The following is a 21,427-nucleotide window of genomic DNA, read 5'->3' as shown; positions in this document are numbered from 1 at the left end:
TGAGCCGCCGACGGTGAGGCCGCTTCAGCTTCAGCGTTGCGCTCGCTCGGCGGCTTCCAGTTCGATTGCCTTGCGCATCGTCGCGCGAGCCCGCCTGCGGTCCCCCGCGATGTCGTAGGCGTAGGCCAGCCGGTACCAGTGCCGCCAGTTGTCGGGGTCGGCCTCCAACTCGGCCTTGCGCTGCTCGAACCACTCCTCCGCGGCGGCCTTGTCCACCCGCCCGGACGGTCTGCGTGGCAGCCCGGAGACGTCCGGCAGGCCGCCTTCTTCAGCCAGCCTGCGCGACAACCGCTGGATTGCGGCGCCGGAGCGCCACGTGCTCACCAGCAGCCACACCCCGAGCAACGGCAGCAGCAACACCCCGACCCCGAGCAGTGTGGGAGCAGGCCCTCCCGCGCGAATGAGTTCCACGCCACGGCCCGCGAGCAGCACCAGGTACACCGCCACCGCTGCGGTCAGCACGACGGCCAGGTTGCGCGCTCTCACCGGGGTCACAGATCCAGCACGTGTTCCAGCCCGACGGTGAGGCCGGGCCGGTTCAACACCGCGCGCACCCCGAGCAACACCCCGGGAACGAACGAGGTCCGGTCCAGCGAGTCGTGCCGGATGGTCAGCAGTTCTCCCTGCCCTCCGAACAGGATTTCCTCGTGCGCGACGAGCCCGGGCAGCCGTACCGAGTGGACGTGAACGCCCTCAACGTCGGCACCGCGTGCCCCCGCCAGCTCGGCTGTGGTGGCGTCGGAGCCGGGAGCCAACCCGGCCTCCGCGCGGGCCTTCGCGATCACTCGCGCCGTGTGCGCCGCCGTGCCGGACGGCGCGTCCGCCTTGCGGTTGTGGTGCAGTTCGACGACCTCGGCCGAGTCGTAGAATCGCGCCGCCTGCCGCGCGAAGCGCATCGCGAGCACGGCGCCGAGCGCGAAGTTCGGGGCGATCAGCACACCCAGCCCCGGCCTGTCCCGCAGCCAGTCGGCGACGGTGTCCAGCCGCTGCTGGGTGAACCCGGTGGTCCCCACGACCGCGTGGATGCCGTTGTCGATGGCGAAACGCAGGTTGTCCAGCACGGCATCCGGGTGGGTGAAGTCGACGACCACTTCCGCGCCTGCCTCGGCGAGGTCGCTCGCGTTGTCGCCGACGTCGACGGTCGCCACCAGCTCGAGGTCCGCCGCGGCCTCGACACCGGCCACGACCTGCGTCCCCACGCGGCCGCGCGCACCGAACACGCCGACACGGATCGGGTCGTGCTCGCCGCGACGGGAGTTGTCGGTCATGCGATCACCTCGTGCAGATCGTCGGGTAGGTCGTCAGCGTGAGCGTACGGTCCGACCACGGCGGCCGCGGTGGGGCCACCACCGCGCAGCAGGTCGCGGGCGAGCGTGGCGACCTCCTCGCCGGTCACGGCGTCGATGCGGGACACCGCGTCGCTGACGCTGAGGTACTCGCCGTAGTTCAGCTCGTTCTTGCCAAGGCGCGACATCCGCGACGCGGTGTCCTCGAGGCCGAGCACCAACCCGCCGCGCAGTTGCCCTTTCGCGCGCGCCACCTCGGCGTCGGTGAGGCCGTCGCGGGCGACCGCGCCGAGCACCTCGCGCACCACCGAGGTCACCTCGCCGAGCCGGTCCGGTTGGCAGCCCGCGTAGACCGCGAGGTGGCCCGCGTCGGCGTAACTGGAGACCGACGAGTAGACCTGGTAGGCGAGTCCTCGGCGTTCCCTGATCTCCTGGAACAGCCGCGAGCTCATGCCACCACCGAGCGCGGTGTTGAGCACGGTCAGCGCGAACCGGCGTTCGTCGTGCCTGCCGGGTGTACGCACGCCCAGCATGAGATGTGCCTGCTCGGTGTCGTCGGTCCGCAGCGCGAGTCCGCGGGCGCGCGGCAGCCTCGCCCTGCCCGCTCGCGGCGGGCGCGGCGCGTCCGAACCGGTCAACCGGTCGCGCAGTGCCCTGCGGGCCAGCCGAAGCACCGCCGGGTGCTCGACGTTGCCCGCCACCGCCAGCACCATCCTCGGCAACTGGTAGCGCCGCTTGTAGAAGCCGCGCAGCGCGACCGGTGACATCCCGCTGATGGACGACTCGGTGCCCAGCACCGAGCGGCCCAGCGGGTGCCGGGCGAGGATCGTCTCGACGAACGTGTCGTGCAGCAGGTCCTCGGGGTCGTCGTCGCGCATCGCGATTTCCTCGAGCACCACGCTGCGCTCGGTGTCCACGTCGGAGTCCGCGCAGCGTGCCCTGAACACCACGTCGGTGACGAGGTCCATCGCCAGCGGCAGGTCCTCGTCGAGCACCTGCGCGTAGTAGCAGGTGTGCTCCTTGGCGGTGAAGGCGTTCAGTTCGCCGCCCACCGCGTCGATCTCTTCGGCGATCTGGGTGGCGTCGCGGCCGGATGTGCCCTTGAACAGCAGGTGTTCCAGGTAGTGGGCGGCGCCTGCCACGCTGGGCTGCTCGTCGCGCGAGCCGATGCCGACCCACAGGCCGACCGTGGCCGAACGCACGCCTGGGACCTGCTCGGTCACCACCCGCAGTCCTCCCGGCAGCACGGTCCGCCTTACCAGCGAACCGTCCGAACCGGAGTCGAGCATGCAGGTGCTGCCAACGGGCTGCTCGTGCCCGGAAAGCTTTCGCACCATGACTCCTCGACCGATCGCGAGAGCGGCAGCGGCCCGACGGACCGCTGCCGCGAATGGTGCGTTGGCGTTACTCGGCGTCGGCGCTGCGGTCGGAGGCCTCGGCCTGGTTCTGCTGCCCGGCGGCCTCGTCCTCGTCCTTGACGACGATCAGGCTGATCTTGCCGCGGCTGTCGATGTCGGCGATCTCCACCCGGAGCTTGTCGCCGACGTTGACCACGTCCTCGACCTTGCCGATCCGCTTGCCGTTGCCCAGCTTGGAGATGTGCACCAGGCCGTCCTTGCCCGGCAGCAACGAGACGAACGCGCCGAACGCGGCGGTCTTGACGACCGTGCCGAGGAAGCGCTCGCCGACCTTGGGCAACTGCGGGTTCGCGATCGCGTTGATCTTGTCGATGGCGGCTTCCGCGGAAGGACCGTCCGCGGCACCCACGTAGATCGTGCCGTCGTCCTCGATGGAGATGTCGGCGCCGGTCTCCTCGGTGATCGCGTTGATCATCTTGCCCTTCGGGCCGATGACCTCGCCGATCTTGTCCACCGGGATCTTCACGCTGGTGACGCGCGGGGCGTACGGGCTCATCTCGTCCGGCCCCGCGATGGCCTCCGCCATCACGTCCAGGATCGTCAACCTGGCGTCGCGCGCCTGGTTCAGCGCACCGGCCAGCACGTCCGACGGGATGCCGTCGAGCTTGGTGTCCAGCTGCAGCGCGGTGATGAAGTCCTTGGTGCCCGCGACCTTGAAGTCCATGTCACCGAAGGCGTCCTCGGCACCGAGAATGTCGGTCAGCGCCACGTACTCGGTCTTGCGGCCCTCCGCCGTCTCGATCACGTCGGACACCAGGCCCATCGCGATGCCTGCCACCGGCGCCTTCAGCGGCACCCCGGCGTTGAACAGGCTCATCGTGGAAGCACACACCGAGCCCATCGACGTGGAACCGTTCGAGCCGAGCGCCTCGGAGACCTGCCGGATCGCATAGGGGAACTCGTCGCGCTTGGGCAGCACCGGCACCAGTGCCCGCTCCGCCAGCATCCCGTGGCCGATCTCGCGCCGCTTCGGCGTGCCGACGCGGCCGGTCTCACCCGTGGAGAACGGCGGGAAGTTGTAGTGGTGCAGGTAGCGCTTCGTCGTCTCCGGAGACAGCGTGTCCAACTGCTGCTCCATGCGCAGCATGTTGAGCGTGGTCACGCCCAGGATCTGGGTCTCACCGCGCTCGAACAGCGCCGAGCCGTGTGCCCTCGGCACCACCGCGACCTCGGCCGCCAACTGCCGGATGTCGGTGAGACCCCTACCGTCGATGCGCACCTTCTCCTTGAGGATGCGCTGCCGGATGAGCTTCTTGGTCAGCGCCCGAAACGCCGCGCCGACCTCCTTGTCCCTGCCCTCGAAGGCCTCACCCTCGCCGACCCCGACACGCTCGAGCACGGTGGCCTTGACCTCGTCGATGGCGGTCTCGCGTTCCTGCTTGCCTGCGATGGCCAGCGCGGCGGCCAGGTCGTCGGTGGCGATCCCAGCGACGGCGTCGTAGACGTCGTCCTCGTAGGCCAGGAACACCGGGAAGTCGCCCACCGGCTTGGCCGCGGCGGTGGCCAGCCGCTGCTGGGCCTCGCACAGCAGGCGGATGAACGGCTTGGCCGCGTCCAATCCCTGCGCGACGGTCTGCTCGGTGGGGGCGGTGGCGCCACCCGCGATGAGGTCGAGGGTGTTCTCGGTGCCCTCGGCCTCCACCATCATGATCGCGACGTCCTCCGGCTTGTCGCCGACGATGCGGCCGGCCACCACCATGTCGAAGGTGGCCCGCTCCAGCTGCGACCAGGTGGGGAACGCCACCCAGGTGTCCTCGATGAGCGCCATCCGGACACCGCCGATGGGGCCGGAGAACGGCAGCCCACCGATCTGGGTGGAAGCCGACGCGGCGTTGATCGCCAGCACGTCGTAGGGGTCCTCCGGGTGCAGGCTCTGCACCGTGATGACGATCTGGATCTCGTTGCGCAGCCCCTCGGTGAAGGAGGGGCGCAACGGCCGGTCGATCAGCCTGCAGGTGAGGACCGCGTCGGTGGAGGGCCTGCCCTCCCTGCGGAAGAACGCACCGGGGATGCGGCCTGCGGCGTACATCCGTTCCTCGACGTCCACCGTCAGCGGGAAGAAGTCGAAGTGTTCCTTGGGCTGCTTCGAGGCGGTGGTCGCGGACAGCAGCATGGTTTCGTCGTCCAGGTAGGCCACGACGGCACCCGCCGCCTGCTTCGCCAGCCTGCCCGTCTCGAAGCGGACCGTGCGCTTTCCGAACCTGCCGTTGTCGAGCACGGCTTCCGATTCGTGCACGGTGTTGCCGCTTGAGTCAGTCATGAATTCAGTTTCTCCTCGTACTTCTCGGGCCGCGCATCCCCCGCCCTCGGGGGCACGCTCGAGGTACGAGGCCGGTCATCGATCGAAGCTCTCGGGGACTGTCCCGGGAGCCACTACCGAGGACCGGCTTGGGCGTCCTCGCGCGTTGCTAGCGCCGGCCCTGTGCGTGCCTTCTTGTGCCGAGGGGGAGCGACCCCTGTGGGTCACTCCCCCTCGGAGCCTGTCATCGGCGGAGGCCGAGTCGCTGGATCAGCGAACGGTACCGCTCGACGTCCACCTTCATCACGTAGTTGAGCAGTCGGCGACGTCGGCCGACCAGCAGCAACAGACCGCGACGGGAGTGGTGGTCGTGCTTGTGCACCTTGAGGTGCTCGGTGAGGCCGATGATCCGCTTGGTCAGCAGGGCCACCTGCGCCTCGGGCGATCCGGTGTCGGAGTCGTGGAGTCCGTACTCGGACAGGATCGACTTCTTCTCCTCGGTGGACAGCGCCACTCGCTCTTCTCCTCGGGTTGTGTGCCGTGTTGTGACATATGGTCTCGGCCGCCACGGACCGCAGCCGGACTCTGACATCCGAGGGTATCAGCAGGCCTTCGGGCTCAGCCGCGTGAACCCAGCGGGAACCGCTCCACCACCGAGTAGCCCGACCCTCGCTCGTCGAGGTCACTGCGCATCAGTACGACTTCGGTCGCGGTCCACTCCGGGCTCCGGTAGCAGGCGAACCGCCGTCGCCACCGCTCCAGCGCGAGCTGGTGTGGCCCCCTCGCGAGCGTCAGGTGTGCCCGGAAATCGCGATCATCTCCGTCGGGCCTGACCGCCGCGGCCAGTTCGGCAAGACCGATGCCGTGTACCTGACTCCAGAGTACCCCGCGGAAGGTGCCGCTACCGTCGATGTGAAGCGTCGCCGACAGGCTGTCCGCCAGCCTGCGCCGCAGCCATTCCGCTCGCTGCCCCGGGTCGTCGAGGCCGTAGAAGCCCAGCGTGATGTGCCACTGCTCGACCGGCATCCAGCGCAACCCCTGCTCGGCGCGCAGACCGCCGCGGTCGCTCAACTCGCACCGCAACGACGTGGCCACCTCCTCGGGCAGCAGCAACGCGCTGAACAGCCGCGCGGTCGGCTCGGGCACGGCCTCAGCCGCCCTTGCCCGCCCTGCGCAGCACGTCCGCGATCGCGGGGAAGTCCGCGTCGAGCCGTTCGGCGGCCTGCACCAGGTTCTCCTCCTCTGCGATCTCCCGCAGCGCCGCGAGCACCGCCTGGTCGTCGGCGGTCCCGACGGGGATGTTGTCGCTGCTCACGGTGGGTCTCGCCGTCCTGACGTCCTCCAGTGCGGCGCGGATCGCCTCCTTGCTGCCCGCGGCGACCTCCGGAGTCAGCACCTTGCGTTCGAGCATGATGAGCCGCGCGAGCACCACCGGGTTGCCGATCTTGGCCCGCCGCCCGCTCATCACCTGACTCAGCATCGGGGCACTGATACCCAGCACCTCGGCGAGGTATGCCTGCGACACGTCGAAGGCCACCACCAGGCGCCGAACGCGGTCGCCGAGTGGTTCCCCGTACCACTCCCGCTGCAGCGCGATGTTCCGCTGGACGATCTTGTGGTCCTCCACGGCAAAGCCCTGTTCCCCTCGATGGCGACGGCGGCGCGCCGGGCAGGCGGCCCAGTGTCTGCATCTTGCCAGTCGGGGGTCCGCGCGCGGGCCGGAACTACCGAGGCGTTCGCAATCGCACCCGTATCGCTCAGCGCAGGCCCAGCACGTCCCTTGTCCGCGTCACGTCTTCGGCGATCTGCTCAACCAACGCCTGGGGTGTGTCGAACCGGACCTGGCCGCGCAACCGTGCGACGAAGTCGAGCCCGACCTGCTGGCCGTAGAAGTCCTCCGCCACGTCGAGGACGAAGGCCTCGACCGTGCGCTCCTTGCCGGAGAAGGTGGGGTTGGTGCCGACCGAGACCGCGGCGGGCAGCCTGCTGCCGTCTCGCACGAACCAGCAACTGTAGATGCCGTCCGCGGGCACGGCCGCGAATCGGGGTGTCGACAGGTTCGCCGTGGGATAGCCGAGGTCGTGCCCGCGTCCATCGCCGCGGACAACGATGCCCTCCAGCCGGTGCGGGCGGCCAAGTGCCTCCGCGGCGGCCGCGACATCGCCTGCGTCGATGCAGGAGCGCACGTAGGTGGAGGAGAAGGTGATCTCACCGTTGTCCTTCTCACCGGGCAGGGTGCGGCCTTGCAGTTTCGAGGCGTGCGCGGTGAACCCGAAGCGCTTGCCAAGCGCGCGCAGCGTCTCGACGTTGCCCTCGGCCTTGTGACCGAAGGTGAAGTTCTCCCCCACGATCACCGTGGCGGCGTGCAGCCGGTCGACGAGGATCTGGTGCACGAACTCGTCCGGCGTCAGCCTGGACAGCTCCAACGTGAACGGCAGCACGGCGAACACGTCGACGCCCAACTGCTCGATCAACTCCGCCTTGCGCCGCAGCGTGGTCAGTTGGGCGGGATGCGTGCCTGGCCGCAGTACCTCGGAGGGATGTGGATCGAAGGTCAGCACCACACTGGGCAACCCGCGATCGCGGGCGGTTTCCACCGTTTCGTTGATCAGAGCCTGGTGCCCGCGATGCACCCCGTCGAAGATCCCGATCGTGACGACGCACCGGCCCCAGCCACCCGGCAGATCCGCCAAACCACGCCAACGCTGCACACCTGGAGCCTAGCCGCCGGCCACGCGGCGCCGGGACGACAGGGTCACTCAGGCAGGTGCGAGCACGACCACCGGGCGGGCGCCTTCGCGCGTGTCGGTGGCGAGGGCGAGCGCATGACCCTGCGGGTCGAACACCCCGTAGGTTCCCCGTATCCCGGCCGTGGGCAGCCGCTGGCCGTGCCGTACCGCGGCGGCCTCGCCCGCATCGACGTCACGGCGTGGGAAGGCCGCCGCGACCGCTTCGTCGAGGCTCAGCGACAGCCCCGGCTCGCGTTCGACGTCGTCGAGGGTGCGTGCCGAGGCGAGTGTGAAAGGCCCCACCGTGGTGCGGCGCAGTGCGACGAGATGACCACCCACGCCGAGCGCCCCACCCAGGTCCCTGGCCAACGCCCTGACATAGGTGCCGGACGAACAGTCGATCATGACGTCGAGGTCGACCTCGCCCGGCTCCTCCCTTCGCGTGGCAAGCAGGTCGAACCGGTACACGGTCACCGGGCGGGGCGGCAGGTCCACCTGCTCACCCGCCCGCACTCTGGCGTAGGCCCGTTTGCCGCCCACCTTGACGGCGCTGACCGCGCTGGGGACCTGCTGGATGTCGCCGGTCAGCGCGGCGATCGCGGCCTCGATGTCCGCATCGGCCACCACCGAGGGATCGGCGCGCGAGACCACCTCGCCCTCGGCGTCGTCGGTGGTGGTCGAGGCACCGAGCCGGATCGTCGCCAGGTAGGTCTTGCGATCCAGCGCCAGGTGCCCGAGCAGTTTGGTGGCCCGCTCGATTCCCAGCACCAGCACCCCCGTGGCCATCGGGTCCAGCGTTCCGGCATGGCCGACCTTGCGCGTGCCCATCGCACGCCGGGCCCTGGCAACCACGTCGTGCGACGTCATCCCACCCGGTTTGTCGACGATGAGCAGGCCGGGTGGCGGCGCGGGCCGCGACGGCCGTCGGCCGGAAGGGTTGGGGCGTGGCACGGCCGCAGCGTAGCGGTGTTCGATCACGCCACGGCAGGCACCCGCTCACGCTCCTCGTGGCGGCGGTCCCAGCTGTGCCTGCGCAACCGCACCGGCACCGATTCGCCGCGCTCGACGGCCGCGAACACCTCGGCCCTGGCCCGCAGCCACCACACCGCCATCCGCCAGGAACCGAACACCAGCACGCCGACCACCGAAAGCAGCGCGACCCGGAAGTCGCCGCCGGACAGTTGCAGCAACACGCCGATGAGCAACGCGACCACGGTGGTGGCGACGAAGCCGCCGACGTTGACGACACCGGTCGCGGTGCCGACCCTCGGAAGCGGGTTGTAGTCCCGTGCCAGTGCGAACCCGATCGTGGAGATCGGCCCGCCCAGTGACAGCACGGCGAATGCGGTGACCAGCACGGCCACCGGCACCTGGCCCGGCCAGCTGAGCACCACCGCCCAGGTCGCCGCGGTCGCGGCGAGGTAGCTGACCACCAGCGGCATCCGCGCCTCCGGCCGTCGCCCGACGAAACCACCGATCAGCGGAGCGCCCACCATGGCGCCGACCACGAAGACCATGAGCAGCGAACTGGCGGTGGTCGGGGCGTACCCCTGACCCTCGACCAGGAACGGCACTCCCCACAGCAGCACCATCACGTTCTGGCTGAACGGCGCCGAGAAGTGAGTCCAGAACGCGAGCCTGGTGCCGGGCACGCGCATCGCGGCGCGCACCTGCCTGCCCACCTCCCGCAGCGAGGCGGCCTGTGACTCCACCGTTTTGGCAGCCGGTGTGTCGCTCACCCGCCAGCGGACCACGCTCGCGAACAGGACCGTCACCAGCCCGGCCCCCAGGAACGTCGGTAGCCAGCCCGGCCCGGCCAGCAGCAGGGTCAACGGCAGCGTCGCGGCGAGGTTGCCCGCGAACCCGAGCGCCCCGGTCAGGGCGGTCACGAGCATGTACTGCCTGCCGGGGAAGTGATTGGCCGCCAGTCGCAGCACGGAGACGAAGGTCAGCGCGTCACCCAGCCCGAGCACGCCGCGAGCCACCAGCCCCAGCGAGTAGGTCTGCGCCACGGCGAGCAGGACTTGCCCCAGCCCCAGGAACAGCAACGCGGCCGTGAGCACGTTGCGGGGCCCGAATCGGTCGACGAGCACCCCGGTGGGGATCTGCATGGCGGCGTACACGCCGACCTGCAGCACGGTGAACATGCTCAGCGCGGCGGCGCCGACACCGAAGCGCTCGGCGGCGTCGAGGCCCGCGACGCCGAGCGAGGTGCGGTGAAAGACGGCGAGAACGTAGACGAAGGCGGCGGTCAACCAGATCAGCCACGACCGCGCACTGGCTCGCGCGGCCTGCGTGGGCCGGGTCGGCAAGGGTCTCCCTTCACTGACGGATGTGAACGGCGTACTGCGGGGGACGCCCGCGTTGCCGACCCCCAATGGAGTTATCGCCGGACGGCCGCTGAGCCATACCCAACGACGCCGTGTCATTGCCCACACCCGCGCCGCGACCGTGCCGTCACGCGCGGACGGCGCCGACGACGGCCCAGTGGCCGGAGCGCCACCGCGCCACGACGAAGACCAGCCGAAGCACCATGAACAGCGCCAACCCGGTCCAGATACCCGCGAGCCCCCAGCCGAAGACCAGCGATGCCCAGACCATCGGCAGGAACCCGAGCACGGCGCTGCCCACCGTCGCGTTGCGCAGGAAGCTCGCGTCGGCGGCCCCGAGCAGCACGCCGTCGAGCGCGAACACCACCCCGGCGACCGGCTGCAGGGCAACGAAGAACCACCAGGCGTTGGGGATTTCGGCGAGCACACCCGCGTCGGAGGTGAAGGCGTGCGGCAACGTCTGCGAAAGGGCGGCGAACACCACGGCGAGCACGACTCCCAGCGCCAGCCCGTACCGGGTTATCTGGTTGGCGATCCCTCGCGCCTGTCGACGCGACCCGGCGCCGAGCGCCGCCCCGACCAGAGACTGCGCGGCGATCGCCACCGAGTCCAGCACCAGCGAAAGGAACGTCCAGAGCTGCAGTACCACCTGGTGTGCGGCGACCGCCTCGGTGGAGGTGCGGGCGGCCACTGCCGCCGCCGAGACGAAGCACGCCTGAAACGCCAGACTTCGCAGCACCAGATCGCGGCCGAGCCGAAGCTGGGCCCACATCACCCGCGGCCGGGGCGCCAGGCCCACCCGCTGCTTGGCCAGCGCCCGAAGGTACAGCCCGCCCGCTACCGCCTGCGCCGCGACGTTGGCGACCGCGGAACCCTCCAGGCCCAGCCCCGCCGGGTACACCAGCACCGGGCTGAGCACCGCCGACAACGCGTTTCCGGCGAGCACGTACCGCAACGGCCGCACCGCGTCCTGTACGCCACGCATCCAGCCGTTGCCCGCCATCGTGACGAGGATGAGCGGCGCGCCGAACAGGGCGATTCGCAGCCAGGAGACCGCCCGCTCGGTGATCGCGGGGTCGCCGGACATCGCGCGCGCCACCGGTTCGGCGAGCAACTGACCCGCGACGAGCACGACGAGTCCCACCGCGAAGGCCAGCCAGGTGGCCTGCACACCCTCGCCGACAGCTTCGGCGCGCCTGCCCGCGCCGTGCAACCGTGCCGTTCGCGCGGTTGTGCCGTAGGACAGGAACGTCAACTGGGTGGACACCAGCGACAGCAGCGTGCCCCCGAGTGCGAGCCCCGCCAGCGGCAGCGCGCCGAGGTGACCGACCACGGCCGTGTCGACGAGCACGTAGAGCGGCTCGGCCGCAAGCACACCCAGCGCGGGTACCGCCAGCCCCAGCACCCGGCGGGCGGGAACCCGCTCGTGCTCAACCGTGTCGCTCACGCGCCGAGCGTAGCCGGGGTGTCCGACGACCTCGGCTACGCTCACGTTCGATGCCCGAGTACGCCATCCTCATCCTGCCGTCGGCCAACCGCGTCTACACCGACACCTCACGTCGGCTGCTGCGCGCCGAACTCGCCGTGTTCGGCGACACCGTCCTGTCCACGAAGGTCGGTGAGTCGGCGACCACGACCATCGGCGGCGTCGACTACGTCACATTCGGCACCGCCGCCCCGCTGACCGACACCGACGTGGCGTACCTGTCGAATCTGTCCTCCGCCTACGCGTTGTTCGAGTTCAGCGGTGAGCTGCTGCGACCGCTGGCCATGGCGCCGGTGGCGGAGTTCGACTCCGACCTGCTGACGATCCAGAAGTACCCGGGCAAGACCAACGAGCTGTTCACCAAGCTCGTGCTGAACCTCGCTGTACTCACCACCGACCGGCCCGCCGCGTTGCTGGACCGGGGACTGCACGTGCTGGACCCGTTGTGCGGTAGGGGAACCACGCTGAACCAGGCGATGATGTACGGCTTCGACGCGACCGGGCTGGAGCTGGACGGCAAGGACTTCGACGCCTACCAACACTTCATCAAGACGTGGTTGCGCACGAAGCGGATCAAGCACTCCGCGCAGGCGGGCATGTTGCGGCGGAACAAGGTCCGGTTGGGACAGCGGCTGGAGATCGAGTACGCCGCCACCAAGGAACGATACCGGGCGGGCGACACGCGCGATCTCACCTACTTCAACTGCGACACGCTGCACACCGACGAGCTGGTCAAGCACGGGTCGGTGGACGTGATCGTGACCGACGCGCCTTACGGCGTGCAGCACGGTAGCCGCACGCAGGATTCGGCATTGTCGAGAAGTCCCCGTGACCTGCTCGCGGCCGCGGTGCCCACGTGGGCAAGGGTGCTGCGCAACGGTGGGGCACTGGCCGTCTCGTGGAACACCTACGTGGTCAAACGGCACGAACTGGTCGAGATCCTCACCGGCGCGGGGCTCACACCGCGCGAGGGTGGGCCGTACGAGGAACTCGCGCACCGGGTGGATCAGGCCATCGTCCGTGACGTGCTGGTCGCGACCAAATAGCCGGTCCCGGCGCGTCGGCTAGCCGTGGTTGGCCGTGACCAGTTCCACGCGACAACGCTCCGTCACGGTGTCCGACCCACTGCCCGCGCTGCCGCTCCACCACGATCCAGCACCGCCGCGGCGTCGGGTGCGTCCTCACCCGCAGGCCCGCCCTCGGCCAGGTCCCGTTCGATTCCGGCGAGCAGCTTCCGGTTGCGTTCCCACCGAGCCCGCCGCCGCAGCACGCCAAGCAGCGAAGCCAACGGGAGAGTCAACATGAGTCGACGATGGCGCACCTTCAACCCTGGGCTTCCTAGGTCTCGGACTCCTGCTCCCGAGGTGGGCGGTAGGGATCGGCCTCACCCGCCGGCTTGGCGCCGGTGGCCTGTCGAGCGATCTCCGCGTCGGCCTCCCGCGCCTTGGCGAGCAGGTCGTCGATATGCCTGGCGTCACTGGGAAGGTTGTCGGCGACGAACGTCAACGTCGGGGTGTATCGCACACCCGTGCCCTGGCCGACCTTCGTACGCAACACCCCACGGGCCGACTCCAGCGCCGCCGCGGCACCCGCGAAGTCCGGCGGCGTGTCGAGAGTCTCGCCCAACACCGTGTAGTACACGGTCGCATCCCGCAGGTCGCCGGTGATCTTCGCATCGGTGATCGTGACGTTGCCCAGCCGAGGATCCTTCACCTCGTGCTCCAGTGCGGACGCCACGATCTGCGCGATCCGCTTGGCCAGCCTCCGTGCGCGAGCCTGATCAGCCACGACGCACCCCCTTATCCGTATCAACCAGCCAGCTACTCGTCGTCGGGACCAAGCAGCCGCCTGCGCGCCGACAACAACTCGAGGTCCGGACGTGCCGCCACGAACCGCTCGCAGGCGTCGAGCACATCCCTCACCTGCTTGCCGTCCGCCGCGACCGCCGCCACACCGATCAGCGAACGCCGGTACAGGTCCAGATGGCCGGCCTCGGCCACCGCGACCTCGAACCGCTTGCGCAGCTCCGCGATCACCGGCCGGACCGCCGAACGCTTCTGCTTCAGTGACCGCACGTCACCCAGCAACAGTTCGAGTTCCAGGGCACCCACGAACATGGCATTCCCCTGTGCTCGTCGGTGGCTGGGCGGGAGTGGGCCCGCCCAGCCACCGAGACGGCCACTACGCGCGCGGCTTCTCGCGCTGCTCGTAGGTCTCGATCACGTCGCCGGTCTTGATGTCGCTGTACTTACCGAGGGTGAGACCGCACTCGAAGCCCTCGCGTACCTCGACGACATCGTCCTTGAACCGCCGCAACGAGCTGACCGGCAGGTTCTGCGCCACCACCACGTTGTCACGCAGCAGCCTCGCCTTCGCGTTGCGCCGGATCTCACCCGCGGTGACCAGACAACCCGCGATGGTGCCGAACTTGGAGGACTTGAACACCTCGCGGACCTCGGCCTTACCGAGTTCGACCTCTTCGTACTCCGGCTTGAGCATGCCCTTGAGGGCCTGCTCGATCTCCTCGATCGCCTGGTAGATCACCGTGTAGTACCGGACGTCGACGCCTTCGCGGGTCGCCCGCTCGGTCGCCTTGCCCTGCGCCCGCACGTTGAACCCGAGCACGATGGCGTCGGACGCCGTGGCCAGGTCGATGTCGCTCTCGGTCACGCCACCGACGCCGCGGTGGACGATGTTGAGTTCGACCTCGTCGCCCACGTCGATCTGCATCAGCGACGCCTCGAGCGCCTCGACGGTACCCGAGTTGTCACCCTTGACGATCAGGTTGAGGGTGTTGGTCTCCTTCAGCGCGGAGTCCAGGTCCTCCAGGCTGACCCGCTTGCGCCTCGCCGCGTTCTCGGCGTTGCGGATTCGGGCCTGCCTGCGCTCGGCGATCTGCCGGGCAACCCGGTCCTCCTCCACGACGAGGAACGTGTCACCCGCCCTCGGCACCGACGTGAACCCGATGACCTGCACCGGCCGCGACGGCAACGCCTCTGTCACGTCGTGGTTGTACTCGTCGACCATCCGGCGCACGCGGCCGTACGCGTCGCCCGCGACGACCGAGTCTCCGATGCGGAGCGTGCCGCGCTGCACCAGCACGGTCGCCACGGGGCCTCGACCACGGTCGAGGTGAGCCTCGATCGCGACACCCTGCGCTTCCATGTCCGGGTTGGCCCGCAGGTCCAGCGCCGCGTCCGCGGTCAGCAGGATCGCCTCGAGCAGCCCGTCGATGTTGATGTTCTCGCGCGCGGAGATGTCGACGAACATCGTGTCGCCGCCGTACTCCTCCGCCACCAGGCCGTACTCGGTGAGCTGCTGGCGGATCTTCTGCGGATTGGCGCCTTCCTTGTCGATCTTGTTGACCGCGACCACGATCGGCGCCTTGGCGGCCTGGGCGTGGTTGATGGCCTCCACCGTCTGCGGCATCACACCGTCGTCGGCGGCCACCACGATCACCGCGATGTCCGTCGCCTGCGCACCACGGGCACGCATGGCGGTGAACGCCTCGTGGCCCGGGGTGTCGATGAAGGTGATGAGCCGCTCCTGGCCCTCCAGTTCGGTCTCGATCTGGTAGGCACCGATGTGCTGGGTGATGCCACCGGCCTCACCCTCGTGCACCTTCGTCTTACGGATGGTGTCCAACAGGCGCGTCTTACCGTGGTCGACGTGACCCATCACGGTCACCACCGGCGGCCGCACCTGCAGGTCCTCCTCGTCACCGGCGTCCTCGCCGTAGGTGATGTCGAAGGCTTCCAGCAGTTCGCGGTCCTCCTCCTCGGGGCTGACCACCTGCACGTTGTAGTTCATCTCCGTGCCGAGCAACTCCAGCACGTCCTCGGAGACGGACTGGGTCGCGGTGACCATCTCGCCGAGGTGGAACAACACCTGCACCAGCGAGGCCGGGTTGGCGTCGATCTTCTCCGCGAAATCGGTCAGCGAGGCACCGCGCGGCAGCCGGATCGTCTCGCCACTGCCCTTGGGCAGGCGGACGCCACCGACCGAAGGCGCCTGCATGTTCTCCATGTACTCCTGGCGCTTCTGCCGCTTCGACTTGCGGCCCTTGCGCGAGGGACCGCCAGGACGGCCGAAGGCACCGGCCGCACCGCCGCGGCCACCGGGGCCGCCACGGCCACCGCCGCCTCGGAAGCCGCCACCGCCACCTGCGGGGGCACCGCCGCCGGGTCCACCGCGGAAGCCGCCGCCACCGCCACCTGCACCGCCACCGGGGCCGCCGCGGAAGCCGCCGCCACCGCCACCGCGGGGGCCGCCGCCGCCTCGACCCGCACCGGTTCCGGCGCCACCTCGGCCGCCGCCGGGGCCGCCACGGCCACCGCCGGGTCCGCCCGCGGGGCGGGCAGGCCGGGTGGGCATCATGCCCGGGTTGGGGCGTGGCGGCATGCTGCCGGGGCTCGGCCTGTTGCCGCCGGGCGCGCCACCACGCGGGCCGCCCGAGGGGCGGTCCCCACCGGGACGGGAGCCGCGCTCACCCTGTTGCTGGCCGCCGCCTGGACGCGGGGGCGCTGGGCGCGGCGGGGGTGAGCCCGCGCCGACACCGAAGGGGTTGTTGCCGACACGCGGCGGCCGCGGGCCGGGCTTCGGCCCCGGCTTGGGGCCCTGAGGCTTCGGCGGAACGACCGAGCCGGACTCCTGCTTCGGCTGCTGCTGCGACTGCTGCTGCTGCTGTGGTTCTGCCTTCGCCGCGGGCGCCTGCTCGGCAGGCTTGGGTGCCTGGCTCGGCCTCGGCCCGGGTTTCGGACCTGGTTTGGGTGGCTTCGCCTGCGGCTGCGAGGGCCTCGCCTCCTGCTGCGGCTGCGCGGGCGTGCTCGCCTGCTTGGCCGAAGGGGCGGAGCCGTTGCCGCCTGAGGGCGCGGCAGGCTTCGCGGCCTGCCTACCGCCGGATTTGCGTTCGGACTGCCTGGAGTCCTTGCTGGAGAAGGCGTCTCGCAACCGTCGGGCGACCGGCGCCTCCACGGTCGACGACGCGGATTTCACGAACTCGCCCTGCTCTTTCAGCTTGGCGAGTACTTCCTTGCTCGTTACACCGAGCTCTTTCGCGAGCTCATGTACGCGGGCCTTGCCTGCCACTGCTCTCCTCAACTGATGAGGTCGGCGGCTGGACCCGCTGACCTCGTCCTATCGTCGCGCGTTCATGGCTTCAGCTTCACGGCTGACTCATGACGGGTCGACCTGCTTCCTTGTTTCCGGCTGGATCCGGGAACTCCCCGAATCCGTACAGCTCTCGGCGAGCCGCTTCACATCATGCCGCATGCCGTCCGCGTCGAGCGCCCCCAGGACCCGTAATGCCCGGGGGAACGCCCGCCGCCGCTCGGCTTTGGACAGGCATTCCAGGTCTGGGTGCAACCAGGCACCTCGACCAGGTAGCCGCCGTCGAGTATCGACGACGAGCCGCCCGTCCTCCGCGACGATGCGCAACAACTCTCCGACCGATGCCCGCCGCCGGCACCCGACACAGGTACGAACGGGTGTTACTCCGTACCCCCCGTGTTCACGGCGTGTCGATTCCGACTGCGGGCGTCGCACCGTTACCCAGTTTAGCCCTTGGTCAATCACTCAGCCGAACCGGTAGCCGCAGCGTGCGGTGACTCGTCCGGATCGACCTGCCGCTGCCCCGACTCCGGTGCGGCGTCGCTGCGGATGTCGATGCGCCAGCCGGTCAGCCTGGCAGCGAGACGGGCGTTCTGCCCTTCCTTGCCGATGGCGAGCGAAAGCTGGAAGTCGGGGACGACGACCCGTGCCGTCTTGACACGCTCGTCCACGACCTTGACGGATACAACTTTGGCGGGCGACAGCGCATTCCCGACGAACCTGGCCGGGTCCTCCGAGTAGTCGATGATGTCGATCTTCTCGCCGCCGAGTTCGCTCATGACGTTGCGCACACGCGCACCGACCGGGCCGATGCAGGCGCCCTTGGCGTTGACGCCCGCAACGGTTGACCGCACCGCGATCTTCGAACGGTGCCCCGCCTCGCGGGCCACGGCGGCGATCTCCACGGTGCCGTCGGCGATCTCGGGCACCTCCAGCGCGAACAGCCTGCGCACCAGGTTGGGGTGGGTGCGCGACAGCGTGATCTGCGGTCCTCTGGCCGAGCGGGCCACACCCACGACGTAGGCCTTGATCCTGGCGCCGTGCTCGTAGGTCTCCCCCGGCACCTGCTCGGCGGCGGGAAGCACACCCTCCGTCTCGCCCACCTGCACGATCACCATGCCGCGAGCGTTGGCCCGCGCGTCGCGCTGGATCACACCGGCGACGATCTCGCCCTCCTTCGCGGAGAACTCGCCGAAGGTCCTCTCGTGCTCGGCGTCGCGCAGCCGCTGCAGGATCACCTGGCGCGCGGTGGCGGCGGCGATTCGGCCGAACCCCTCGGGGGTGTCGTCCCACTCCTGCGCGATCTCGCCGTTCTCGTCGAGGGTGTGCGCCAGTACCCGCACGTAACCCGTCTTGCGATCGATGTCGATTTTGGCGTGTGGCTGATGGCCTTCGGTGTGCTTGTACGCGGTCAGCAGGGCACTCTCGATCGCCTCCAGCACCGTCTCGAAGGGGATGTCCTTGTCCCGTTCGATCGCGCGCAACGCCGCGATGTCGACGTTCACCTCGACTCCTCCTTCGGTCCGGCGCCTTCCCCGATCTTGCCGCAGGCGTCGTTGTCCAGCAGCTTGAGCTCACCTGTCGGCGGCTGCCTGAACTCGATCTCGATCACTGCCTTCGCCACGTCGGCGTAGGCCAGTTCGCGCAGGGTGCCGTCCACGAGCATCCGCACGCTGTTGTCTGTCGCGTTCCCGACGCGGCCGACGAACTCGGCACCCTCCCGTGGGGTCACCCGAACGAGCCGGTACTTGGCCCGGCGCCAGTGTCGCGGCTTGGTCAGTGGCCGGTCGACCCCCGGCGAGGTCACCTCGAGCGTGTACGCCCCCGCGATCAGTTCCTCGTGCTCGTCGAGCACCGCGGACACCGCCCTGCTGATCTCGGCCACCTGGTCGAGTTCGACGCCTTCCTCCCCGTCGACGACGACCTTGACCAGCTTGCGCCGTCCGGCCTGCTGCACGTCCAGCGCGTCGAGATCGAAACCCGCGGCCGTGACGGCGTCGGCCACGAGTGGCTCGAGCCGACTGGCGAGTTCGTTGGGCACCGTGATGCTCCCTGTTGTCCTTGTCAAGTAGTGGTCCAGCTTATCTTGCCGGGACCGCCTCGCGCCGTCCGTCGCACCCCGCTGGCAGGATGGCGTCCTGTGAGATCCCCTGGTCCGCTGACACGTCGCGACCTCCTTCGCGCGGCCGCGCTCACCGCGCTCGCCGCGCCGGTGGCCACGGCGTGTTCCGGCGGCTATGACGACAGTCCCGACCCGTTGCTGCCGCTGTTGCTGCGCGCCACGTCCGACGCCGAGGCGGCGACCGCGCTTGCGGCGGCGCCCGAACACGCCGACCTGGCCAGGCAGGTGGCACAGGCTCGCACGGCGCAGGCGCGGGCATTGCGCGCCGAGGTCGACCGGCTCAACCGGCCTGTACCGGAGTCGCCGCCGCCCGCGCCGCCACACACCGTGGACAGCATCGAAGCGCTCGGCGGGCGGCTCGCCGAGGCGCGGCAGCAGGCGGCCGAACTGGTCCCGAAACTGCCGCGCCACCGGGCGGGGCTGGTCGGCTCGGTCTCCGCCGGGTGTGCCGCGCTGCAGCAGCTCGCGCCCGCTCTCGGTGCGGAGCAACCCGGGGAGGTGAGCCGCGTGGCCACCGGCGCGCTCGCCGAGGAATCGGTGGCCGCTCTGCAGGAGGCACTCGCCGCCGAACACGCCGCGGTGTGGGTGTACGGCCTGGTCAGCGCCTTCCTGCCGGAAGACTTCGGCAAGGGCATCGAGGCGGGCACCGACGCGCACCGCGACCGCAGGGATGCCTGCGAACGGGTGCTCACCGCGGCAGGCGCCACGCCCCGCCCCCCGGAGCCTGCGTACCTGCCCCCGCAACCGGTCACCGGAACCGAATCGGCGCAGGCCGTGGTGATCACGGCGGAGACGGACGCGGCCAGGGCCTGGCACGGCGTGCTCGAACACAGCGACGACGCGCGCCTGCGGGTACTGGCCACGCAGGCACTGGTCGGCTCGGCCACCCGCTGCACGAGTTGGCGGATGGAGGCGGGGATGAGTCCCGCGGCGATCGCGCTGCCAGGGCGGGGCGAGCAACGGCCCTAGCAGGCTCGGCCCTCAGCTGCGCAACGCCTCCGAGAGCCGCAACGCGTCGGAGCCGATGCGAGTCAGCAACGCGTCGTCGGCGTGGTCGCCGTAGAACTCCGACTCCACGATCGTCACTTCCTTGCCCTCGGACTTGGAGTGGTACTCACCTCCGGCAACCGAGGGGGCGCCCGGTAGCGAGGCCGTACCGTCGCGGACGAGGTCGTTGACGTTTCCCGTGCCGTCGGTGTCGGTGATGAGCTTGAGTTGCTGGGCCTGCGTCGCGGTCGGCATCGTCACGACCACCACCGACACGAGGGCTCTGGCCTCGCCGGAGCGGGTCGTGTACAGCGCCCGCACCACCCGCTCGCAGGGGTGCTGGACGAACCAGTTCGCGACGTCGCCGTAGGCGTTGCCCGCGCAGTCGGTCGACGTCTGCGGGCCCGCGACCACGGTGTAGCTGAACTCCCCGCTGGTCAACGGGTTCGCTGGGGTCGGCGCCGCGGGCTCCCCCGAGACTCCGCCGCCGGAGCGGATGAGCCACCACACCAGTCCCGACACCACCGCTACGGCGACGAGGCCCACGGCGTGGAGCACGAGCCTGGGCCCTCGTTGTGGTGGAGCCGCGGGCGGGGGCCCGGTGATCACGGGCATCGGCGAGGTGTCACTCACTCGGTGGTTGTACTGCTGTCCGGCCACAGGCGGTGACGGTAGTACGCGGCTCAACCAAGAGCGTCCACGACCCGCTCCACGTCGGCCTCCGTGTTGTAGATATGGAAGCCGACCCTCGCCCTGCCCGCCCGCACGCTGGCCCGTACGCCCGCGGCGGCCAGGCGCGCCGCCGCGCCCTCGCTGTCCAGCGCCACGATGGCGGTGCCACGCGGCGGCAGCCCCAGCCGGGACAACAGCAGATCGGCAAGGCCCGTGCAGTGCCGGTACACCGCCTTGCGGTCCAGCGAGACGAGGTAGGGCAGTGCCACCGCGGCACCCGCGAACGGCAGCCAGGCGGGTGAGAGGTCGAACCGCCGCGCGCCGCCCGCCAGTCGAAGCGGCAGCCCGTACACGGTCTGCCACGGGTCCTCGCCCGCGTACCAGTTCGCCGCGACGGGCACGGTGCGCTCGGCCGCCCGCGGGTGCACGGCGAGCCAGGCGGCGCCGCGCGGAGCGAGCAGCCACTTGTACGACGCTCCCGCGACCCAGTCGGCCCAGTCCAGTTCCAGCGGCAGCCAGCCTGCGGCCTGCGTGGCGTCGAGCAGTACCGGCACCCGTGCCGCCTCGCAGGCGGAGCGCAGCGCGGCCAGATCGACCAGCACTCCGTCGGCCGACTGCACCACGCTCACCGCCACGAGATCATGCCCCTCGACGTGAGCGGGCAGGTCGGCGAGCGGGACTTCGCGCACCCGGACGCCGCGCCGTTGCTGGGCGGCGAAGGGAAAGGTGACACTGGTGAACTCGCCTTCGGCGGCCAGCACCGTGGCGCCGTCGGCAAGTCCGGCCGCGACCATGGAGATCACCTGCGAGACACTCGCTCCGACGGCGACCCGCTCCCCCGGCACGCCCACCAGCGCGCCGAACGCCGCTCGGGTCTGCTGCACGGCGGCGTCGTAGTCCGGCGGAGCCGCCGCCGCGGTGCGCCATCGCCGCAGTTCGTGCTCGACGGCATCGGCCACGGCTACCGGTGGCACACCGATGCTGGGAGTGTTGAGGTAACCGTCACAGCCGTCGAACTCGGCGCCGAACGCGTTTCGCACGGCCTCAGC

General features: G+C 70.1%; 22 protein-coding genes. 2 read left to right on the top strand and 20 right to left on the bottom strand.

Annotation, left to right across the window (positions count from 1 at the left end; genetic code table 11):
* Positions 1 to 30: 30 nt before the first annotated feature.
* The 11 genes from SACMADRAFT_RS10420 to SACMADRAFT_RS10370 all read right to left on the bottom strand — a co-directional run bounded on the left by SACMADRAFT_RS10420 (position 31) and on the right by SACMADRAFT_RS10370 (position 11,449).
* Positions 31 to 486 carry a tetratricopeptide repeat protein gene (locus SACMADRAFT_RS10420; protein ID WP_040926282.1) on the bottom strand — a complete coding sequence of 152 codons (456 nt, stop codon included), beginning with the start codon at positions 484 to 486 and terminating at the stop codon, positions 31 to 33.
* 5 nt (positions 487 to 491) lie between these two features.
* Positions 492 to 1,268, bottom strand: a complete 777-nt coding sequence (dapB, locus tag SACMADRAFT_RS10415) for a 4-hydroxy-tetrahydrodipicolinate reductase (protein WP_009153772.1) — start codon at positions 1,266 to 1,268, stop codon at positions 492 to 494.
* Positions 1,265 to 2,623, bottom strand: coding sequence for a M16 family metallopeptidase (locus tag SACMADRAFT_RS10410; protein WP_040925633.1), 1,359 nt, complete (start codon positions 2,621 to 2,623; stop codon positions 1,265 to 1,267). The genes dapB and SACMADRAFT_RS10410 overlap by 4 nt, the downstream gene beginning before the upstream one ends.
* A gap of 67 nt (positions 2,624 to 2,690) precedes the next feature.
* A complete protein-coding gene (locus tag SACMADRAFT_RS10405) occupies positions 2,691 to 4,964 on the bottom strand; it encodes a polyribonucleotide nucleotidyltransferase (protein ID WP_009153770.1) in 2,274 nt (757 codons plus the stop codon).
* A 223-nt stretch (positions 4,965 to 5,187) separates the two neighbouring features.
* Positions 5,188 to 5,457 carry a 30S ribosomal protein S15 gene (rpsO, locus tag SACMADRAFT_RS10400; RefSeq protein WP_009153769.1) on the bottom strand — a complete coding sequence of 90 codons (270 nt, stop codon included), beginning with the start codon at positions 5,455 to 5,457 and terminating at the stop codon, positions 5,188 to 5,190.
* Between the two features lie 104 nt (positions 5,458 to 5,561).
* Positions 5,562 to 6,089, bottom strand: coding sequence for an RNA 2',3'-cyclic phosphodiesterase (thpR, locus tag SACMADRAFT_RS10395; RefSeq protein WP_009153768.1), 528 nt, complete (start codon positions 6,087 to 6,089; stop codon positions 5,562 to 5,564).
* A gap of 4 nt (positions 6,090 to 6,093) precedes the next feature.
* Positions 6,094 to 6,570, bottom strand: a complete 477-nt coding sequence (locus SACMADRAFT_RS10390; protein WP_009153767.1) for a helix-turn-helix domain-containing protein — start codon at positions 6,568 to 6,570, stop codon at positions 6,094 to 6,096.
* Between the two features lie 130 nt (positions 6,571 to 6,700).
* On the bottom strand, positions 6,701 to 7,654 hold the full coding sequence (locus SACMADRAFT_RS10385) for a bifunctional riboflavin kinase/FAD synthetase (protein ID WP_009153766.1): 954 nt from the start codon (positions 7,652 to 7,654) through the stop codon (positions 6,701 to 6,703).
* Between the two features lie 48 nt (positions 7,655 to 7,702).
* Entirely contained in the window at positions 7,703 to 8,623 is a 921-nt protein-coding gene (gene truB / locus SACMADRAFT_RS10380) for a tRNA pseudouridine(55) synthase TruB (protein WP_040926280.1), read from the bottom strand.
* A gap of 23 nt (positions 8,624 to 8,646) precedes the next feature.
* Positions 8,647 to 9,984, bottom strand: a complete 1,338-nt coding sequence (locus SACMADRAFT_RS10375) for an MFS transporter (RefSeq protein ID WP_009153764.1) — start codon at positions 9,982 to 9,984, stop codon at positions 8,647 to 8,649.
* Positions 9,985 to 10,129: 145 nt separating this feature from the next.
* Positions 10,130 to 11,449 (bottom strand): MATE family efflux transporter, encoded by a 1,320-nt coding sequence (locus tag SACMADRAFT_RS10370; protein ID WP_040926279.1) that lies wholly within the window; start codon positions 11,447 to 11,449, stop codon positions 10,130 to 10,132.
* A gap of 50 nt (positions 11,450 to 11,499) precedes the next feature.
* On the opposite strand from SACMADRAFT_RS10370, the gene SACMADRAFT_RS10365 reads away from it, so the two are divergent.
* Complete coding sequence (locus SACMADRAFT_RS10365; protein WP_009153762.1) at positions 11,500 to 12,534, top strand: TRM11 family SAM-dependent methyltransferase; 1,035 nt, start codon at positions 11,500 to 11,502, stop codon at positions 12,532 to 12,534.
* Between the two features lie 62 nt (positions 12,535 to 12,596).
* Here the strand turns inward: SACMADRAFT_RS10365 and SACMADRAFT_RS10360 are convergent, their stop codons facing one another.
* The 7 genes from SACMADRAFT_RS10360 to rimP all read right to left on the bottom strand — a co-directional run bounded on the left by SACMADRAFT_RS10360 (position 12,597) and on the right by rimP (position 18,638).
* On the bottom strand, positions 12,597 to 12,791 hold the full coding sequence (locus tag SACMADRAFT_RS10360) for a hypothetical protein (protein WP_040925632.1): 195 nt from the start codon (positions 12,789 to 12,791) through the stop codon (positions 12,597 to 12,599).
* Positions 12,792 to 12,826: 35 nt separating this feature from the next.
* The gene (rbfA, locus tag SACMADRAFT_RS10355) at positions 12,827 to 13,276 is read right to left on the bottom strand and encodes a 30S ribosome-binding factor RbfA (protein ID WP_009153761.1); all 450 of its coding nucleotides are present in this window, start codon (positions 13,274 to 13,276) and stop codon (positions 12,827 to 12,829) included.
* A 32-nt stretch (positions 13,277 to 13,308) separates the two neighbouring features.
* Complete coding sequence (locus tag SACMADRAFT_RS10350) at positions 13,309 to 13,605, bottom strand: DUF503 domain-containing protein (RefSeq protein ID WP_009153760.1); 297 nt, start codon at positions 13,603 to 13,605, stop codon at positions 13,309 to 13,311.
* Between the two features lie 64 nt (positions 13,606 to 13,669).
* Positions 13,670 to 16,576, bottom strand: coding sequence for a translation initiation factor IF-2 (gene infB, locus SACMADRAFT_RS10345; RefSeq protein ID WP_009153759.1), 2,907 nt, complete (start codon positions 16,574 to 16,576; stop codon positions 13,670 to 13,672).
* Positions 16,577 to 16,663: 87 nt separating this feature from the next.
* The gene (locus tag SACMADRAFT_RS29055; RefSeq protein ID WP_009153758.1) at positions 16,664 to 17,032 is read right to left on the bottom strand and encodes a YlxR family protein; all 369 of its coding nucleotides are present in this window, start codon (positions 17,030 to 17,032) and stop codon (positions 16,664 to 16,666) included.
* A 26-nt stretch (positions 17,033 to 17,058) separates the two neighbouring features.
* Positions 17,059 to 18,102, bottom strand: coding sequence for a transcription termination factor NusA (gene nusA / locus SACMADRAFT_RS10340; RefSeq protein ID WP_009153757.1), 1,044 nt, complete (start codon positions 18,100 to 18,102; stop codon positions 17,059 to 17,061).
* On the bottom strand, positions 18,099 to 18,638 hold the full coding sequence (rimP, locus tag SACMADRAFT_RS10335) for a ribosome maturation factor RimP (protein ID WP_009153756.1): 540 nt from the start codon (positions 18,636 to 18,638) through the stop codon (positions 18,099 to 18,101). The genes nusA and rimP overlap by 4 nt, the downstream gene beginning before the upstream one ends.
* A gap of 99 nt (positions 18,639 to 18,737) precedes the next feature.
* Here rimP and SACMADRAFT_RS10330 point away from each other — a divergent pair, with 99 nt between their 5' ends.
* Positions 18,738 to 19,688, top strand: coding sequence for a ferritin-like domain-containing protein (locus SACMADRAFT_RS10330; RefSeq protein WP_009153755.1), 951 nt, complete (start codon positions 18,738 to 18,740; stop codon positions 19,686 to 19,688).
* 12 nt (positions 19,689 to 19,700) lie between these two features.
* On the opposite strand, the gene SACMADRAFT_RS10325 is transcribed toward SACMADRAFT_RS10330, so the two are convergent.
* Together SACMADRAFT_RS10325 and SACMADRAFT_RS10320 are read right to left on the bottom strand one after the other, a co-directional pair.
* Positions 19,701 to 20,339 (bottom strand): hypothetical protein, encoded by a 639-nt coding sequence (locus SACMADRAFT_RS10325; RefSeq protein ID WP_040926278.1) that lies wholly within the window; start codon positions 20,337 to 20,339, stop codon positions 19,701 to 19,703.
* Between the two features lie 50 nt (positions 20,340 to 20,389).
* On the bottom strand, positions 20,390 to 21,418 hold the full coding sequence (locus SACMADRAFT_RS10320) for an aminotransferase class V-fold PLP-dependent enzyme (RefSeq protein WP_009153753.1): 1,029 nt from the start codon (positions 21,416 to 21,418) through the stop codon (positions 20,390 to 20,392).
* Positions 21,419 to 21,427 lie beyond the last annotated feature (9 nt).

The sequence above is a fragment of the Saccharomonospora marina XMU15 genome, assembly GCF_000244955.1.
GTDB classification, from domain to species: domain Bacteria; phylum Actinomycetota; class Actinomycetes; order Mycobacteriales; family Pseudonocardiaceae; genus Saccharomonospora_A; species Saccharomonospora_A marina.
This window is presented reverse-complemented; position numbering and strand designations above follow the sequence as displayed.

Excerpts from the sequence above, each read along its gene's own strand:
- dapB (WP_009153772.1), bottom strand. The coding sequence starts at position 1,268 with ATGACCGACAACTCCCGTCGCGGCGAGCACGACCCGATCCGTGTCGGC.
- SACMADRAFT_RS10410 (WP_040925633.1), bottom strand. The coding sequence starts at position 2,623 with ATGGTGCGAAAGCTTTCCGGGCACGAGCAGCCCGTTGGCAGCACCTGC.
- SACMADRAFT_RS10405 (WP_009153770.1), bottom strand. The coding sequence starts at position 4,964 with ATGACTGACTCAAGCGGCAACACCGTGCACGAATCGGAAGCCGTGCTC.
- SACMADRAFT_RS10365 (WP_009153762.1), top strand. The coding sequence starts at position 11,500 with ATGCCCGAGTACGCCATCCTCATCCTGCCGTCGGCCAACCGCGTCTAC.
- SACMADRAFT_RS10360 (WP_040925632.1), bottom strand. The coding sequence starts at position 12,791 with ATGTTGACTCTCCCGTTGGCTTCGCTGCTTGGCGTGCTGCGGCGGCGG.
- SACMADRAFT_RS10350 (WP_009153760.1), bottom strand. The coding sequence starts at position 13,605 with ATGTTCGTGGGTGCCCTGGAACTCGAACTGTTGCTGGGTGACGTGCGG.